This window comes from Phormidesmis priestleyi BC1401 (genome assembly GCF_001650195.1).
GTDB classification, from domain to species: Bacteria; Cyanobacteriota; Cyanobacteriia; order Leptolyngbyales; family Leptolyngbyaceae; genus Phormidesmis_A; species Phormidesmis_A priestleyi_B.
On sequence record NZ_LXYR01000015.1, the window covers coordinates 86,532 to 103,927 of the forward strand.

A 17,396-nucleotide genomic window follows, 5' to 3' on the forward strand; every position below is an offset into this window, starting at 1 on the left:
TTTGAGTCAAGAAACGTGCGTCTGCTCTCATTCTGTTTACAAACTTGGTTCACTTCTTCAAGTGTCCACTATCCTACTGAGGGCGATTTAGTGAAACTTTACTGTAAATAGGTTTTACTTTAAGACTTTTAGACTTTTCTAAAATTAGTTCTTCATTCATCGTTTCACCCTTTTATTTTTATAAAGAGAGAGCGTCGTGGCAGCCAACACCCTTAGACAAAATCAGAAAAAAGACCCTGATTCTACGATTCAGTTCGTTCAGACGGTCGGCAAGGTCACAGGAGGCACCCTGTTAGGGCTGACCACGCTGACCAGTGCGGTGGTGGCAGGCGGGTTGGTCGGTCTAGCCATTAGCTTCCGCAATCTGCCCGATGTGAGAGTGCTGCAAACCTATACCCCTAGCGAAACGACGCACATTTATGACATTAAGGGCAAGCAGCTTGCCAGCATCCACGGTGAAGCCAACCGGGAAGTCGTGCCGCTTGACAAGATTTCTCCCCACTTAAAGCGAGCGGTGATCGCGATCGAAGACAGCTATTTTTACTCACACCAAGGTGTAAACGTGGGAGCGGTGGCGCGGGCATTTAGCCAAAACTTCAACCACGGGCGCACGGTTGAGGGTGGTTCGACGCTGACGATGCAGTTAGTAAAGAACCTGTTTCTCTCGCCCAAACGTGCCTTTAGCCGCAAAGTTGCAGAAGCCGTTTTAGCGCTGAGAATCGAGCAGATCTTTAAAAAAGACCAGATTCTAGAACTCTACCTCAATCAGGTTTATTGGGGACACAACACCTACGGCGTGCAAACGGCTGCTCAAACTTATTTTGCCAAACCCGCCTCAGATCTCAACCTCGCAGAATCGGCAATGATGGCAGGGCTGATTCAGTCGCCCGAAGCGCTGAGTCCTCTAGTCGATCTCAAAGCCGCCACTCGTCGTCAGCATGACGTGCTGCACCGAATGGTGGAGTTGAAGTGGATTACGCCTCAAGAAGAAGCGGCTGCCCGAAAGCAGCCGATCAAACTCGGTAAGCGCACCTCTTTCCAATCGAGTGAGATGCCTTATGTGACCGATGCTGTGGTGGAAGAGTTGACCAAAAAATTTGGGCGCGATGCTGTGCTCAAAGGTGGAATGCGAATTCAAACCACGATCGACTCCAGACTTCAGCGCATTGGCGAAGACACGGCTCGACGATGGATTCAGACCCTCAACTATGAAGGAGTCTACGCCGATCAGATGGCGATCGTCTCCGTTGATCCCCGCACTCATTTCATTAAAGCGATGGTAGGCGGCATTAACTACAAAAAGAGCCAATTCAACCGAGCGATGAATGCGCAAAGACAGCCAGGATCTTCGTTTAAGCCATTTATCTATTACGCTGCCTTCGCATCAGGCAAATACACGCCAGATTCAACCGTCTACGATTCGCCCGTCAGCTATCCTGACGGCAACGAGACGTATTCTCCTCGCAACTATGACGGCACGTTTGCCGGAGCCATTACCATTCGGAAAGCGCTGGAAATTTCGCGCAACGTGCCTGCCGTAAAATTGGGGCAAGAAGTGGGACTGAATAAAGTCATAGAAATTTGCCGCAGCCTTGGGATTAAAAGCCCGATCGACCCGGTGATTTCTCTGCCGCTAGGAGCCGTGGATCTGACCCCGCTAGAAATGGCAGGAGCCTATGCCACCTTTGCCAGCAACGGCTGGTATTCAGACCCAACGCTGATCGTGCAGGTAACAGACAGCAGTGGAAATGTGCTGTTAGACAACACGCCCAAACCGCGACTGGTTCTCGATTCGTGGGCAGCGGCTTCTCTAAACGATACCCTCCAAGGTGTAGTCTCGCGAGGCACCGCAACCGCAGCGCAAATTGGTCGCCCTGCCGCCGGAAAAACGGGAACGACCTCTTCTGAGCGCGATATCTGGTTTGTGGGCTATGTGCCGCAACTCGCGACAGCGGTGTGGGTGGGCAACGACAACTATAGACCTCTCGGCTATGGCGCAACAGGCGGTCACTTCGTGGCTCCAATCTGGCGCGACTACATGCAGCAAGCGCTTCAAGGTGTGCCCGTTGAAAACTTTAAGCCCGCATCAGAGTTCGATCGACCCTAAGCAAGATTCTGGGGTCTGTATCTAAACGCAATCTGACCCCTACCGCTCAATCTCTTTTTTCATTCGCTCTAGGGTCATGTTCATCTGATCAAACATCTGCTGGGGCGTGATGCCAAACTGACCGAGTTGAGTTTTGAGCTGCTCTACCGTCATCTGGGCTGAGAAGTCTTCCGATAGCTCAAAACGCTTCATAAATACTCGGTAGCGATCCATCATCGCTTCCATTTGTTCGATATACATTTTTTTGCCTTCGCGATCGAACTTACCATAGCTACTCCCTAACTGGGTTAGAGATTGGTAGTCTTCAAACAATCGCTTGGCTTCTTCTTGAACAATCTCAGAATCAAAAAATCCCATCGCTTCAATCGCCTGAGTCTCTCAGTTAAGTAAAAACTTGATGTTAATCAATAACGATTATTTTAAGGCAGCAACTTGGTTGAGTTAAGTAGTGTTTCCCCTACCGACTCCACTAAAAATCGGGGATTGAATAAAACCGAATTCTCCCTCACCCCAACCCTCTCCCTAAGGAGAGGGAGCAAACCTATAGTTCTCCTTCTCCCTAAGGAGAAGGGTTAGGCGAGGGATTCGCCCCACTTCGTGAGGAGGGCAACCCCATTTTGCAATGACTGACCTTAATTTAATTCACTCCACTAGGGGCGACGAAAAATGTCAAACAGTCCTTTACGCTTCTTATCTTTGTTGGAAGAATTGGACGCTGGAGGGGCGGTGGAGGCAGACCCGTCAATTTTGAGTTTGGGTGCCAGATTTGAGGCTAATGGATCGTTGGGGTTAAGTTCGAGTGCTCGCCGAATATGCGCTTTCGCCATGCCCATCATTTTTTGGCGAAGGTAGGAATAACCCAGCAGCGCATGATATTCTGCCTTTTTCGGCTCCATTTTCACCGCATCTTTTAGCTCTGAAACCGCCTGCACCCACTCTTCTCGTTTAACATATTCCTGCGATCGCTCATAGTGACGACGCGCATAGTCGGTCTGAACAGCGCCAGAAGCAGACCGATCAACCGATGGCGCAGCCTGCATTTCAGTCGAAACGGGCACCACACCCTGCCGCTTTTCTCGAATGAACACATCGCCCATCTTGAGTTGGAGATAGACGAGGTTTAGCTCATTGATCTGCTGAGTGACTTCCTCAAACTGGTCGAGTGATTGATATTGAATCTCAGCTAGTTGGGCGATCGCTTGTTCATAAAAAACGTCGGCTTCCTGCACAGATTTTTGACTTAACTCTCGTGCCGCTTGACTTTGAGGCACGAGAGTCGATTCGCGCAGCATTCGTCGCACCTGAAATCGCAGCATTGCCACCGCTTCGGTGCGTCCTTTTTCTTGCTTGACTTGCTGATAAGCCGGGTTGATTAGTCGGGCAAATAGTTGGGTAGCAAGTTCCCCGGTTGCAGGATCAGTTGACGCATAGCTGTCAGGATGCAAGATCTTAGCGACGAGTCGATATCGCTTAAGCACTCGCCGATCGTCGGCGACGACAGACACTCCTAGCACTGCATAGGGATCTGACAGTTTCTTCAACCAGTCTGGCGAGAAAGAATGGAGCATCGATCGTCAGTCCTCAACCATCAAACAAATTCATCCAAAAATTTCGCCGCACGCTGTCAGGTGCTGGCTCGATTACACCCAAAGGCTTCAGAAAACGCCTGTATTATTTATAGTGAAATAGACTTGTCTGCACAAGAGTAGACGAACGATTTCGCTGATGTGGGGGAGATCAGCGATCGAGGTAGATTAACAACGTGGAGATGCAGCCGCTCTGACTAAGAACTTCTAGCGAATTTTTAGCAGAAGTCTATACTCCTAATGTACTCAATGTTTCCTCTCTGTCTCAGCAAAACCGGAGAATATGACGCAATATCGTGACCTACGGCAAGCAGCGATCCGTTTGAGTTGACTTTCAAAGAAACGGTTCTCTTCTCTAATTTTATCGCCTTATAAGAGCATTTTTTGTATGTTGAGTCAGCCGAAGAATCGAAAAATTGCCGCAATTTTGGCGCTGGTAGGGGTTGCCCCGCTCCCGTTATTTGGCGTATCGCTGCATCTGGCAGGGCTACATAAATTCTATCTAGGACAAAAATGGTGGGGGCTTCTGTATATTCTGTTCGCATTCACCCCGATCGGCTCGATCGCAGGAGTCATCGAAGCCGTTTGGTATTTAATTCAAGACCCAGACGAGTTTAACCAAAACTTTAATAGTGAATTGGCATCAGAACTGGGGACAATTGGCACCCACGAACCTGTTATCGCCGAAAAAGTCGTGACGATCGCCGATGCCATGCGCCATTTAGATCAACTGCGGCAAGATGGATTAATCACAGAATATGAGTTTGAGCAAAAGCGACGACAATTGCTCGATCGGATTCGTTAGGACACGGTTGGATGGCTTTTTTAAACTGGTTGGCATTGAAATTGCCGGGGCGGTCGCTCAAATCCCGCATCCGAGACGATCCTTACTACCGCTTTCAGTCTTTAGACGAGATTCGTTTAGCCGTTTCGTTAGGAATCTATATCGATGTTCAACAAGCGACCATTGATGATTGGCTGAGGTTGCCCGGTTTGTCGATTCATCAGGCGCGAATGCTGACTCAACTCTCAGCGTCTGGGGTGCAGTTCTACTGTGTCGAAGATGTGGCTGCCGCTTTAGGACTTTCGATTCAGCGTCTCAAGCCCTTAGAATCGATTCTGCAATTCTGTTATTACGATTCTGAAAGCCTTTGTCTAATTCAGCGCATCAATCCGAATACAGCGACGATCGAGACTCTCGGACAAATTCCAGGAATCAAACCTGTTTTAGCAAGAACAATCGTTCAAAATCGATCGACGAATGGCACCTACAAAAACTTGGCTGACCTACAGCAGCGATTGTCTTTGCCGAGTCAACTCGTCGCTAATTTGATGCACTATCTTAGCTTTTAGACTTTGCCCACGCGATCGAACGGATAAAACCGCACCCAGGCGCGACCGATGATATTCTCTTTGGGTAAAAATCCCCAGACGTGGGAGTCGTTGCTGTTGTTGCGATTATCACCCATTACAAAAAACGCCCCTTCAGGAACTTGGGCAGGCTTCATGATATAGCTCGGTGACTCTGCAATATACGATTCTTGAAGAGGCTGATTATCGACCAAAACCTTGCCGTTCTTAATCTCGATCGTTTGTCCAGGTTGTCCAATGATCCGCTTGATGAAAGCTTGATCTTTCTTATATCCCTGTCGCTGTAGCTGAGGGGGCGGATCAAACACCACAATGTCCCCAAATTCAGGCAAATGGAGCCGATAAGAAATCTTCTCGACGACCAAGCGATCGCCCACCTGCAACGTCGGCACCATCGAGTCTGACGGAATAAATCGCGGCTCTGCAATATAAGCTCGAACTAAAAGTGCCAAAACCAGGGCAACGATGAGAATCTGAAGGTTTTCCCACAGCGCTTTTAACTTTGAGGGTGGCTTAGAAGTGACTGAAGCAGACGTTGTTTCTGTGGTGGGTTCAGAGGTCATGGTTGAAGATTAGAGAGTGCGATCGTACGATTAGACGCAGTAGTAATCAGGTTAACGGAAAATCTCTGCTAATCCACAATCAACTGCCTGTGACTCGCATTTGACTGATCCCCGATTCAAACTAGAATTTGAATACACCTGAAATGGCAGAGTTACCTTACGGCTGTGTTTTTAACGAATCTGCCTGTCTCAGCAACGAGGAGCTAAACGGTTATGACATTGACACTTGCAGAACTAAGAACCAATTTGGATGGGTTGGGTTACTACCTGGGTTCTAGAGGTTTACTAGGGTTGGGAAATCTCAATGGGGCTTGCGATCGAGATGTTTTGGGCACCATTAACTGTGATCTTACCCCGCTGCGTGATCTTCAAAGTCTTGATGCTTACACTCGATCGGCGATCTTTCAGTTTCAACTTGATAACACCCTAGCTGCCACAGGGCAAAACGGACCCGATCTTCAAGAAAAAGTAGAAGAAACCGTCAGAATTTTGCAAAACAACCTCAAAATCGTCTTGCAAACTCAGCTTCCTATTACGGGTAAATATTTCAATCAGACGCTCAACGCGGTCAAGACTTATCAGAGAAACCGCAGCCTTTTGGTCACTGGAATTGCAACGCGCTCAATTCGTAAGCAAGCCGATGATGATGCTAGACAAATTATTGGGAAACCTCCAATTCCATCGCCTACACCGACACCGATGCCATCAGGATCAGACCTGCGATCGACGCTCATCACCCTAAAACAGCTTCGACAGCAGGGAACTCTCTCTGATTCGCAGTTTATTGACGCAGTGCTCAAACTTCTTTAGTTCCAGTCCAGTTTTCGGCTGGGATTCTGCGATCGTGCTCGCTCATCGGATGGGTGAAGCTCATCGCGATCGTCGTCGATTTCCATCCACACTTGCACGGGTCCATAGTGCTCTCGAATGGTGGCTTCGATCTGCTCCATAATCCACTGACTCGCGCCTATAAATTCGGGGTGCAGAACGAGCCGCATTTCGATCAACACTTGACGACCGACAATGCCGCGCGATCGAATCTGATAGCAAGTGACGATGCCTTGCACCTGTTTAACCAGTTGAGAAATGGCTTCTGGCGCGATCGCCGTTTGCCGCACCATTAGCGGAAGTTGCCAATTGAGCACTCGCCAACCGCTGATCACGGCGGTCAAAACCATGCCGATCGCGATTAGCGGATCGAGCCAGCGATAGCCTTTCCAGATGCCGATCAATCCGATCAACACCACTAACGTTAACCACGCGTCTTGAAGAATTTGATTGGCATTTACTCTTAGGGCTGTGCTTTCTAGGGTTTTGGCTAAATGCTTTTGAAAGGATGCCAACCCCAAACTGGCTAAAAATACGATCGTCAGCAGCCCAATCAGCGGCAGCGATATTCTGACGGGCAGCAGTGAGGTCAAATCTTGAGTCGTGCCGAGCTGTTGAACAGATAGCCCTAATAAGCTAAAGCAGGCAAACCCTAGCACTGCGGAGAGCATTAGCGCTAACGTGGCTTCGAGTCGCCCGTGCCCCCAGATTTCTCTGCCAGAGATGCGATGAGGAGTCGAAACTGCGATTAAGCTGAGAACTGTGCTAAAGCTATCAATGACCGTGTGAAGTGCTTCTGCCAGAAGACTCAGCGATCGGGTTGCCCAACCTGCCCACACTTTTACTGCCAACACGAGCAGCGTTAGCCAGAGCGTGACAAACAAAACCTGACGACTCACCCCACGGGGATTTCTAACTTCAGCCATGCCCCCCAAACTACCACGGAATTTGTTTTCTAAAACACTTAATCAGACGGTGAAAGACCATTAAATCGCTGGTGTTTCTAAGCAGTAGTGAGCTGCATTTCTAATGAGCTACACGACACTTAAATAGATGGAAAAACTCAAAAAGGGAGCAGTCACCATGCAGCAGTCCGTCAAGTCAGACATCCGGCTTTTGGCGCTAGATATTGATGGCACGATCGCGGGCAAATCTAATGATATCCGTGAACCTGTGTTAGGAGCGATCCGCGCTGCTCAAAAAAAAGGCGTGCAGGTGGCGATCGTCACCGGAAGAATGTTTCGATCGGCGCTGCGCTTTCATCAACAGGTTAAATCTACGCTGCCGCTCGTTGCCTACCAAGGCGCGTGGGTGCAGACTCCTGGAACTGAAAAGCCCGATCGTCACTGGTCAGTGCCTAAAGAGCAGGTGCTGAGTCTACTGGATTATTTTGAGCAGCCTCACCTGCGATCGCTGCTCTCGGTGCATTTCTACATCAACGACGAGCTATACGTGCGTGAGATCACTCCCGAAACCAAAGCCTATGCAGAGCGATCGGGCATTCAACCGATTGCAGTGGGTGATCTGCGGCGCACTCTTTCAACCGAGCCGACCAAAGTTTTGGCACTCAGCGATGATATTGACCTGATCGATCACTTATTGGGATCACTTCAAGCGCAACATACGCCTGCTGAACTGTATTTAACAAAATCTGTCGCGACGTTTTTTGAAGCAACTAATCCTGCTGTCAATAAGGGAGCCGCCGTCCGCTATCTCGCTGAAGACCTGCTGGGACTCAAGGCAGAAAACGTGATGGCGATCGGAGATAACTTCAATGATGTCGAAATGATTGAATATGCAGGAGTCGGGGTTGCGATGGGCAACGCGCCCGAAGCTGTGCAAGCGATCGCCAGTTGGGTCGCTCCAACCGTAGAGATGGATGGTGCAGCCGCTGCAATTGAAGAATTTGTGCTGCAATCTTGAATTCTTAAAAGTTGTGTGACCTTTAAAATCAGAAAGAGCACCGACGACTGACCGTGTTTCGTCTCGGTGCTCTTAACTGGTTCGCTCCTCACACATCGATACTTTAGCTGAGTTGTTTGAATTTGTCATCGCTTAAGGGATAACAATAACTTATGACGCTTTCATGACATCTCTATGTCGCTTCTGATCATGCAGCAAGCACGTCGCAGACGGACAAAATGAACGGTAAGACCCGTTTAGGCTCCGCTCAATGCTCAAAAATAGAATTCTCAGCGGGTTGAACGGAGCTTAAACCCATCCCTACACGTTGACTTTACATTGCACCTGTCTACCGATCGGTGAAAATTTTTGATGTCAAAGTTCAGAAGGCGCATCTTCGTTTAGCCCACCTTCAATTAACTGATTTAAAAAGCGCTGCGTGATCATTACTAAACCTAATCTACCTTGAGAGAGTTTCAGCGACGGCTCTGAAGGTGCTCCAAAGATTTGACACGCTTGATAAAAATCTTGAAAAGATTGACTGAGGGAGATTGCAGACGCTAAACAAGACCGAGAGTTTGTCATTAAATCAGAAAAATCATCTGCGATCGTCACGATTTGAGACATTAATCTCTGTTCTACTGGATGAATTAGAGAAATCTCTCCGTCAGCCGCCAGCCAGGGAATTGGGTCAGGATCGAGAATCACCCAGGGATCATTTAGAGCGTTGTCCAAACGATTTAAGGTAATCGTTGACCCGTGGGCGTGGCGCAACAGAGAGCAGCAACGGGCATGGCTGTGTTGACAAACAAACAGCCCTCTCTTGTCTTCTAGTAAGTCGATCGAGACTGGCACGGGTTTGTCTGGGTGCGATCGCGATGGAGGCTTCATTAGGCACTGCAACCAAATCGACAAGCCACGATCGCCCAACTCAAACTGAAGCAGTCCATTAGAAAAGACCTTTCCTGTAAAATCACTGAGAACTCTTTCAGCCGTTGTCATATTCCCTTGACAAAAATTTACGTTTCTTGAGTGAAATGCATCTAAGATTTGATACGCTATGTCTAAGGCGTTTCTCCGTAACACTGAGGAAAGCTGTAGAGCGATCGATGACTCATAAACGGCTCTAAACCTCCCATCTTTCACCTGTTTGAGCGAGGTCAACATTAGGAGAGTCGTAGCTTTGGAAAAATCAACGTGATCTTGAGTCGTATTCGGCAACACCTTTTTTACCGCAACATCTACCTGAGGGTAGGTTACTTCGTAAAGTTCGGCCCGCAACAATGTGCGAAGCGTAAGATAAGCAATCTTATGTAAGCCATCAGTCATAGTATCTACGGTTGATATCTCAGATGAAATGAGGTTCGCTTAAAAATCCTTGAGTTCGATAGTCACTTCTACTGAGTGTGGTTATCATTACTGAAGTTTTGCAAACTGGGAAGTCAGATTTTTATATTATTGATACGTCAGTAAAAATGCCAAGAATGCTATAAGTATGTGAATTTCTTTCGCCCTGTCTCCATCCCGATTAAAGATGCGGCTATTCTTCGGTTTTGCTGACTACTCAGCGCTTGTCAAAGTTCTCACATTGTCCTCCAACTAACTTATGTACTCAGTACCTCCCCAACAAAATTCTGAAGCGTCTCGTCCATTTTTAACCTGGCAACGGATTATTGACTGGGCGCAAGAACACTACCGAGTTCGCTCTTTTAACAAAGACGAAAAGGTTCCGACCCGTCCAGGTCTGCTTTATCTCGTTCAGAAAGGGGCGGTCCGACTGGTGGGCACGGCTCAGGTAAACGCAACGGGCACTACCCCTACTCGGCTGGCTCGAATTAGTCCAGAAGAGGCGTTTTTGGGCTTTGTAGGCACAGGTCAACCCTTTGAAATCGTTGCACAGTCTCCGTTTACCTTGCAGAGCTATGCCCACGTCGATCAGACCTCTGTGATTTGGATGTATTGGCACGACTTAGACAACTGGCCTCACTTCCGCCGCGAAGTGCTAGATGCCTTCCGCTATCAGCATCAGCGCAAGCTTCTCTGGTTGAGCACCTTGGGTCAGCGTCGTACGATCGACCGTCTTCTAGGCTTTCTCACCCTGCTAATTGAAGAGTATGGTGAGCCGACCGATGAAGGCTATTGTTTGCCCTTTCCGTTAACTCATGCTCAGATTGGCAGCGCGATCGGGTCTACGCGGGTGACGGTAACTCGTCTGATGGGCAAACTGCGTCAAAAAGGCATGATTCGCACTCAGGGCGATAATCTGCTCTGCTTGCCGACTGATTCGGTTTTGACAACTCGGAACGCCTAAAACTTCTGAATAGGTTCCAATAAAAGAGGCAAGAAGTGATGAATACTTCCTGCCTCTTTTGTCATACTAGCCAGCTTATCGAATTTCAGGAGCCTGAACAGATTCGCTAAAGGGCTGCATTGCCACAGGCTTTTGGTTTTGCTGAAGTGCCAATGTGGGCACTTGACCTCGAAGCCGAGCCGTTAGCTGAATCGTTTTAGCATCGTAGATTTGAGTCAACAGCTTGGGGTAGAAGCCAATGCCAATAATGGGGATCAGCAAGCTGGCAATGATGAACACCTCGCGCGGCTCCGCATCGACTAGAACTTCGTGAGAAGTCAGTTCTTTGTTCTCAGGTCCATAGAAGATTTCTCGCAGCATTGAGAGGAGGTAAATCGGGGTCAAGACAACTCCGATCGCCGCTAAACACACAATAATCACTCGGAAGGTCAGACTGTATGCGTCGCTGGTGGCAAACCCAACAAACACCATCAGTTCAGCCACAAATCCGCTCATACCAGGCATTGCCAGAGATGCGAGGGAACAGGCGGTGAACATTGAGAAAATTTTGGGCATTTGCTTACCCACGCCGCCCATTTCATCGAGCATCAGGGTGTGAGTCCGATCGTAGGTTGCCCCCACTAGGAAGAATAGACTTGCGCCAATCAAACCGTGAGAGACCATTTGCAGCACCGCACCGCTCAAGCCCAAATCGGTGAACGAAGCGATCCCAATCAGCACAAACCCCATGTGGGAAATCGACGAATAGGCAATCTTGCGTTTGAGGTTGCGTTGAGCAAAGGACGTGAGTGCCGCATAAATAATGTTGACGACTCCTAATACGACCAAGGCAGGCGCAACTGTGGCATGAGCCGCCGGGAGCATTTCGGCATTCATCCGAATGAGAGCATAGCCGCCCATCTTCAGCAAAATTCCTGCTAGCAGCATGTGAACGGGGGCGGTCGCTTCTCCGTGGGCATCCGGCAACCAAGTGTGTAGGGGAATGATCGGCAACTTAACCGCGTAGGCGATCAGAAATGCCGTGTAGATCCACAGTTGGAAGATCAGAGGGTAGTCTTTAGCAGCCAGCGATCGGAAGTCAAAGGTCACCTCTCCGCCGTAAAATGCCATCGCCAGTGCAGCCACCAGAATGAACAGCGATCCCCCCGCCGTGTAGAGGATAAATTTGGTCGCCGCATACAGCCGTTTTTTTCCGCCCCAGATCGACAGCAAGAAGTAAATGGGAACCAGTTCAAGCTCCCATGACAAGAAGAACAGCAGCATATCCTGTACGGCAAAGACCGCAATCTGTCCGCCAAACATGACCAGCATCAAGAAATAGAACAGCTTTGGTTTAAGGGTGACGGGCCAAGCCGCCAAGATTGCCAGGGTAGTGATAAATCCCGTCAGAATGATCAACGGCATGGATAAACCATCTGCACCGACTGACCAGTTCAAATCGAGTTGCGGCACCCAGGCATAACTTTCGACAAGCTGCAAATCTGGGTTCGCAAAATCATATTGGGTATAGAACGCGTAGACAATCAGCGCGAAGTCGAGCAATCCTACAACTAGGGCATACCAGCGAACCGTTTTGCCCTCTTTATCAGGAATGAGGGGAATCAAGAAAGAGGCTGCGATCGGAAACAAAATAATCGTAGTCAGCCAGGGAAAATCTGCCGTTAGCATTCTAGTTTTTAAGGTTTAGTGATTACGGGTTCAAAAATTTCGCTAATGTTTTTCTATGGGAGGGTTAGCAGTCAGCAAGATTTTAGCGATCGCTGCTAACCGCTAACCTCTGTCAACGGCTTTAGGTTACGCCAGAGAAGATGACCAGACCCAACACAGCGACGAAGATAATCAGCGCATAGAATTGAGCGCGACCATTTTCAAGGTATTTCAGCCCCTCACCTGTCAGCAGCGTGGCTAAACCAGCCAGGTTGACTACTCCATCTACCACTTTGGAATCGACCTCTAAAACTTGGCGTGCCAGTCGGCGACTTCCCTTCACAAATAATTCGTCGTAGATCTCGTCGATATACCACTTGTTCTTTGAGAGCCTGTAGAAGAACGGAATCTTAGCCGCGATCGCGCTGGGATCAATCTTTTGCTGTAGGTACATTAGGATGGCGATCGAGATTCCAATCAGCGAGATGCCGACTGAGCTACCTGCCATCACATAAAACTCAGACAGCGTTTCTTGTCCGGCTTCTGCGGCAAGCTGCACCGTCTCACCCGGCGCATGAATAAACGCCTCAAAGTAGTTGTGAAACGGCGTTCCGACCAAGCCAATCAGCGTTGAAGGCACTGCCAAAATCAGCAATGGCAGCGTCATCGAGAGCGGAGATTCATGAGGGTCATGACTAGAATGATCCTCTCCGTAGGCGGATTCTTCTTCGTGGGTCGGCTCGATCGTCAATTCTCTAGGGTCCATCGCACCGGGACCGAACGCCAGCCCCATACTCTGAAGTTGCTCATTGCGAATCGTTTGCTTAACGGCAGTATCATTGCCCCGAAACTTGCCTTCAAAGGTCATGAAATACATGCGGAACATGTAGAAGGCAGTGATCCCAGCAGTTAGATAGCCGATGATCCAGAGAACCGGATTTGCCGCAAACGTCGCTCCTAAGATTTCGTCCTTAGACCAAAACCCTGCAAACGGCGGAATTCCAGAAATGGCTAGGGTTCCAACCAAAAAGGTGAAAGCGGTGAGCGGCATATATTTCCGCAGTCCGCCCATCATTCTCATATCTTGAGCGTAAGCAGCATCATGACCGACGGCGCTCTCCATACCGTGAATGACAGAGCCAGAACCCAAGAACAGCATCGCTTTGAAGAAGGCGTGGGTCATCAGGTGGAATAAGCCCGCGCTGTAAGCGCCGACTCCCATTGCCATCACCATATACCCCAACTGGGACATCGTGGAGTAAGCCAAGCCCTTCTTAATGTCGTTTTGGGTAATGGCGATCGAGGCTCCCAAAAATGCTGTAAACGCTCCCGTCCACGAGATAACCGTCATTGCAGACGGAATCGCTTCAAACATGGGGAACATCCGAGCAATGAGGAAGACCCCTGCTGCCACCATCGTTGCGGCGTGGATTAGAGCCGAGATCGGGGTCGGACCTTCCATCGCATCAGGAAGCCAGACGTGTAGGGGAAACTGTGCCGATTTTGCGACGGGACCCAAAAAGACTAAAATCGCAAACAGCGCGGCGAGCGCACCGGGGATCGCACCCGATGCCACGAGATCTTGAAGCCGCGTTGCAACCACCTCAAAGTCAAAACTGCGAGTCGCCCAATATAAACCCAAAATGCCGAGCAGTAACCCAAAGTCACCGACTCGGTTTGTGACAAATGCCTTCTGACACGCATCTGCTGCCGCTTTGCGGTTAAACCAGAAGCCAATCAGCAAATAAGAACACATCCCCACTAGTTCCCAGAAGATGTAGACCTGCACCAGGTTGGGACTAATTACTAACCCCAGCATTGAGGAACTGAATAGGCTTAAATACGCATAGAAACGAACATAACCAGGATCATGCGCCATGTAGCCATCGGTGTAGATCATCACCAAAAACGCTACAGTCGTCACAATCACGAGCATCAATGACGCTAGAGGGTCAACGACATAGCCCATCGATAGGTGAAAATCTCCGGCTGATGCCCACTCAAACAGGCGAGTGTAGGGTTCATGCCCCTGGAGTTGGCTCCAGAAGAGGGCAAAGGAGAAAGTCATCGCAGCGCCCAAAAGCGACACGATCAAAATAGAGTTTGCCTGTCGGAGACGGTTGGTGTCTTTGTTAAACGAAACCAGCCCAAGACCAACAATCATCGCGCCTGCCAGGGGCAAGACGGGAATTAGCCAGGCATATTGATAAATTGGTTCCATCGCTCACGCCTAGTTTAGAGTTCTTTACTATACAGGGTAGTCAATTTAGGAGAATATGAGAAACCCTTCTCCCAAACTCCTAGGATGCAGATTTGCCGCCTAAGTCTCTACGGGATAGTATTTCCAATTTGTTTATAGACAACATCTGTAGAAAGACAGGCAAAAGAGCCTAGTTATCTTAAGAATCTGAGACGAAGTGAATAAATCTCTCGATCGCCGCCCGCATTCCATAAAAATAAGGACGATCGATCTCGATCGCCCCTACTCTAAGTATTAAAAACCAATCATTAAAGTTTAGATATTGCCTTGAGTCGGAATGACTTCCTGCAAAACCGTTCGTAGCTCGTCGCGTTTGTGATAGCTATCGAGTCGGTGGAGCAGTTTGCCTCCTTGAAATAATAAAACAGTCGGTAAAGTTGTAATTCTGTAACTGCTGGCTAACTTCAGATTTTCATCGGCGTTGATCCCAATGAGCTTAATTTGGTCTCCTGAGTCCGATCGCAGTTTTGCTAAAGAAGGCTCAATCAATCGACACAGGCTGCACCACGGTGCCCAAAAATGAACAAGGACAGGCGATGAAGATTCCAGAACTTCTTCTGAAAACACCTGTTCGTTGATGACAGTTCGCATCATTATCTTGTTTTAAATTGAGTGTTTACAATTGCCTTGGGATCATCCTACCAGGGTACACGACTGGTTGCATCGATTAAAATTGGGTGTGCCCATGAGAGCAGCCAGATAAAAGCGGCAACTCCTAGATAAGAAGGGCGAAGAAACTCTTTCCATTCAAAGGTTTGACGGTTTTGCAGGATTGCTAGAAACGGAGTGATCGACGTGCGTTCTTTCACTAACTCAAATGCATTTCCGTACCGCAACTGCAATCGCCGATCGCCATGCCACACGCCAAAGATGTGATGCAGGATCAGCCCGATCGAGGTCACTAAAGTAAAGGTCGTTCCCAACCATAGAGTATGCGCAATACACCAAATCACTTGCCCAATCATTTGCGGATGCCGAGTGACGCGAATAATGCCCGACTCGTATAAATGAACTTCAGGCTTTTGAATAGCTGCGATTTCTAGCAGATTGAAGGTGGCGGGATATAGAAAAAAGAATGAGATGGCAGAGAGAATCCAGACGATTGCCTCAACCCCCGGAACGCCTTTCACATTCCAAAGCTCTAGACCGTCATAGCGATGATTAAAGAAATAGATGATCATCGGAACAGCAATTCCTAGACTTACCACGGCAAACACAACTCGGTAAAGTCGGGCACCGATGCGTTTTTCAGCCCAGGGACGCAGCGCGGCAAGACCGCTGTGGGCGATCGCGAACCCAACAAGCAGTCCAAAAATAACAAAGTGGCTGGGAGTAAGCCAGTCGTAAGGCATGGAGTTGAAACAGAAACTAAAGTACTAGATATTAGCTTACAGGGAATTAGGAAGTCCGGGATCAGGGATCAGGAATGCTCCGAGTTTTGACCTACCTGCGGCTCAAGATCGATCGCGTAGAGATTTCCTTGGGTTCCGTTCCAGGTGGATAGGAGTAATCCAAATTTGCCAAAGGGCGCGATCACACAGGGATTAACCGGAGCCGCTCTACGATCGAGGGTCTGTCCATTCCGATCGAGCAAAATCATCTGTCCCTGACGATCTATCAAAATGTAGCCCCAGGAAGTAGCCGCTAGAAACGTTGGCGTGATCTTGATCGCCATTCGGTTCAGCTTTAACGGCTTGAGATTAATGATTAGAATCGACTTTGGATGTTCTGGTTCGGTGGCGATTAGAGAATAGGAACTGAAGCCTAGAAGAACCCAATCGAGATTTACTGCTAATTCTAAGCGACCGATCGCCTATCGTCGTCGGGTAAAAAACTCTAGCAGGGTTCCTTTAGTCAACTCGTGAGAAAGAGCACCAAGATGGCGAGAATCGAGTGCCAGAAGTTTGAATAAATGAGCAGTAGATAGAGATGAACTGAGAATCGCTGAATCGGCAAATATTTAATAAACTGAGCGGCGTTTGAAGGTCGATCGTGGCTGCCCAATTGATCGAGGCGAGAAATTGACTGACGCTGAGGGTCAAATCTAGAGAAGTGTTGTCATCAAGAAGCGAAGCAAATCGGATTTCTTGAACCTCGATCGGCTGATCATCCCAGTTGCAGGCTTTAAAAAACTGTTGAACCGATGACTGAAGCCAAGTTTGAGTCTTTGGGGGATGAGTCGTGCGGTTCATCGCAGTTCTCCCCCTCGAAGCCGCTTTTCGATGTCTCTAGCAGTAGCACTTTCATTCATCCAAAACGAGGCGGCATCAATGCGTTCCTGTCCGCCTAAGAGAAACTTGCAGTACGTTTCTCCCATCGAATAGCACTGAATTTCGATGCAGCTCAGTTGCTTTTTGACTAGCTCAGTGAAGAATCCGGCAAATAAGCCTGCGTAGAGATAGCAAACGGGTTTACCGACATCGCCAAGAGTTCGGGCGACGGCAGAATCAAAGATATTAATGAACATGAAGCCTTGCTTGCGATCGCCCATGTCGATTTCCCAGCGCCCCCAGCCTTGAGAGGTAAAGGGTCACCACCAGGTTTCGAGCAAGAACAGCAAGTTGGTTTAGCTGAGATCTTGCACCTGAACTAAACCTCTCTCGTTTCTGGCATTCACCCGCCCGTGATTGAACATCACGGTCTAGCGGTGCGAAGTCCACTCAAGGGACTGAGAGAGGGTTTGAGGTTCAGTCCGTTTCAACGGACTTCGCAAGGCTAGCCCGGAATTCCATTCACGGGCGGGACAGAACCGCAGCGAATAGACGGGTGCAAGATCTGAGCAATTGTCCCACGCAGAAGGGTGGGTTAAGAAAGTAAGAAA

General features: G+C 48.8%; 19 protein-coding genes. 6 read left to right on the plus strand and 13 right to left on the minus strand.

The genetic code is table 11. From position 1 onward, the window contains the following. The first annotated feature begins 196 nt into the window (after positions 1-196). Positions 197-2,107, plus strand: a complete 1,911-nt coding sequence (locus tag A8707_RS10650) for a transglycosylase domain-containing protein (protein WP_068816791.1) — start codon at positions 197-199, stop codon at positions 2,105-2,107. A gap of 39 nt (positions 2,108-2,146) precedes the next feature. Here the strand turns inward: A8707_RS10650 and A8707_RS10655 are convergent, their stop codons facing one another. Together A8707_RS10655 and A8707_RS10660 are read right to left on the minus strand one after the other, a co-directional pair. Beyond that, the gene (locus tag A8707_RS10655; RefSeq protein ID WP_068816792.1) at positions 2,147-2,464 is read right to left on the minus strand and encodes a DUF1825 family protein; all 318 of its coding nucleotides are present in this window, start codon (positions 2,462-2,464) and stop codon (positions 2,147-2,149) included. Positions 2,465-2,757: 293 nt separating this feature from the next. Further along, on the minus strand, positions 2,758-3,675 hold the full coding sequence (locus A8707_RS10660) for a J domain-containing protein (RefSeq protein ID WP_068816793.1): 918 nt from the start codon (positions 3,673-3,675) through the stop codon (positions 2,758-2,760). Between the two features lie 406 nt (positions 3,676-4,081). On the opposite strand from A8707_RS10660, the gene A8707_RS10665 reads away from it, so the two are divergent. Then, on the plus strand, positions 4,082-4,498 hold the full coding sequence (locus tag A8707_RS10665) for an SHOCT domain-containing protein (RefSeq protein WP_068816794.1): 417 nt from the start codon (positions 4,082-4,084) through the stop codon (positions 4,496-4,498). A gap of 11 nt (positions 4,499-4,509) precedes the next feature. Continuing rightward, positions 4,510-5,046, plus strand: coding sequence for a ComEA family DNA-binding protein (locus A8707_RS10670; protein WP_068816795.1), 537 nt, complete (start codon positions 4,510-4,512; stop codon positions 5,044-5,046). Here the strand turns inward: A8707_RS10670 and lepB are convergent. Next, a complete protein-coding gene (gene lepB, locus A8707_RS10675) occupies positions 5,043-5,627 on the minus strand; it encodes a signal peptidase I (RefSeq protein WP_068816796.1) in 585 nt (194 codons plus the stop codon). The genes A8707_RS10670 and lepB overlap by 4 nt on opposite strands. A 213-nt stretch (positions 5,628-5,840) precedes the next feature. On the opposite strand from lepB, the gene A8707_RS10680 reads away from it, so the two are divergent. Beyond that, complete coding sequence (locus A8707_RS10680; protein ID WP_068816797.1) at positions 5,841-6,437, plus strand: peptidoglycan-binding domain-containing protein; 597 nt, start codon at positions 5,841-5,843, stop codon at positions 6,435-6,437. On the opposite strand, the gene A8707_RS10685 is transcribed toward A8707_RS10680, so the two are convergent. Next, positions 6,434-7,381, minus strand: a complete 948-nt coding sequence (locus tag A8707_RS10685; protein WP_068816798.1) for a cation diffusion facilitator family transporter — start codon at positions 7,379-7,381, stop codon at positions 6,434-6,436. The two genes, A8707_RS10680 and A8707_RS10685, sit on opposite strands and share 4 nt — an antisense overlap. Positions 7,382-7,508: 127 nt before the next feature. Here A8707_RS10685 and A8707_RS10690 point away from each other — a divergent pair, with 127 nt between their 5' ends. Then, positions 7,509-8,378, plus strand: a complete 870-nt coding sequence (locus tag A8707_RS10690; protein ID WP_068816799.1) for a Cof-type HAD-IIB family hydrolase — start codon at positions 7,509-7,511, stop codon at positions 8,376-8,378. 354 nt (positions 8,379-8,732) lie between these two features. Here A8707_RS10690 and A8707_RS10695 read toward each other — a convergent pair whose 3' ends face one another. Further along, positions 8,733-9,359 (minus strand): DALR anticodon-binding domain-containing protein, encoded by a 627-nt coding sequence (locus tag A8707_RS10695; protein ID WP_197484724.1) that lies wholly within the window; start codon positions 9,357-9,359, stop codon positions 8,733-8,735. Positions 9,360-9,963: 604 nt separating this feature from the next. Between A8707_RS10695 and A8707_RS10700 the strand changes: the two genes are divergently transcribed. Further along, positions 9,964-10,668 (plus strand): Crp/Fnr family transcriptional regulator, encoded by a 705-nt coding sequence (locus A8707_RS10700; RefSeq protein ID WP_068816803.1) that lies wholly within the window; start codon positions 9,964-9,966, stop codon positions 10,666-10,668. Positions 10,669-10,743: 75 nt separating this feature from the next. On the opposite strand, the gene A8707_RS10705 is transcribed toward A8707_RS10700, so the two are convergent. The 8 genes from A8707_RS10705 to A8707_RS29650 all read right to left on the minus strand — a co-directional run. Further along, positions 10,744-12,336, minus strand: a complete 1,593-nt coding sequence (locus tag A8707_RS10705; protein WP_068816805.1) for an NAD(P)H-quinone oxidoreductase subunit 4 — start codon at positions 12,334-12,336, stop codon at positions 10,744-10,746. A 121-nt stretch (positions 12,337-12,457) separates the two neighbouring features. Then, positions 12,458-14,536, minus strand: a complete 2,079-nt coding sequence (locus A8707_RS10710; protein ID WP_068816807.1) for an NAD(P)H-quinone oxidoreductase subunit 5 — start codon at positions 14,534-14,536, stop codon at positions 12,458-12,460. A gap of 294 nt (positions 14,537-14,830) precedes the next feature. Then, positions 14,831-15,169 (minus strand): thioredoxin family protein, encoded by a 339-nt coding sequence (locus A8707_RS10715; protein WP_231948012.1) that lies wholly within the window; start codon positions 15,167-15,169, stop codon positions 14,831-14,833. A gap of 44 nt (positions 15,170-15,213) precedes the next feature. Next, on the minus strand, positions 15,214-15,927 hold the full coding sequence (locus tag A8707_RS10720; protein WP_068816808.1) for an NnrU family protein: 714 nt from the start codon (positions 15,925-15,927) through the stop codon (positions 15,214-15,216). A gap of 68 nt (positions 15,928-15,995) precedes the next feature. Then, complete coding sequence (locus A8707_RS10725) at positions 15,996-16,250, minus strand: hypothetical protein (protein WP_068816810.1); 255 nt, start codon at positions 16,248-16,250, stop codon at positions 15,996-15,998. 175 nt (positions 16,251-16,425) lie between these two features. Continuing rightward, positions 16,426-16,767 carry a hypothetical protein gene (locus A8707_RS10730; RefSeq protein ID WP_068816812.1) on the minus strand — a complete coding sequence of 114 codons (342 nt, stop codon included), beginning with the start codon at positions 16,765-16,767 and terminating at the stop codon, positions 16,426-16,428. Beyond that, the gene (locus tag A8707_RS10735) at positions 16,764-17,066 is read right to left on the minus strand and encodes a V4R domain-containing protein (RefSeq protein WP_331711700.1); all 303 of its coding nucleotides are present in this window, start codon (positions 17,064-17,066) and stop codon (positions 16,764-16,766) included. The genes A8707_RS10730 and A8707_RS10735 overlap by 4 nt, the downstream gene beginning before the upstream one ends. A gap of 150 nt (positions 17,067-17,216) precedes the next feature. Further along, on the minus strand, positions 17,217-17,396 hold a 180-nt coding region (locus A8707_RS29650), incomplete at its 5' end, for a hypothetical protein (RefSeq protein WP_231948013.1).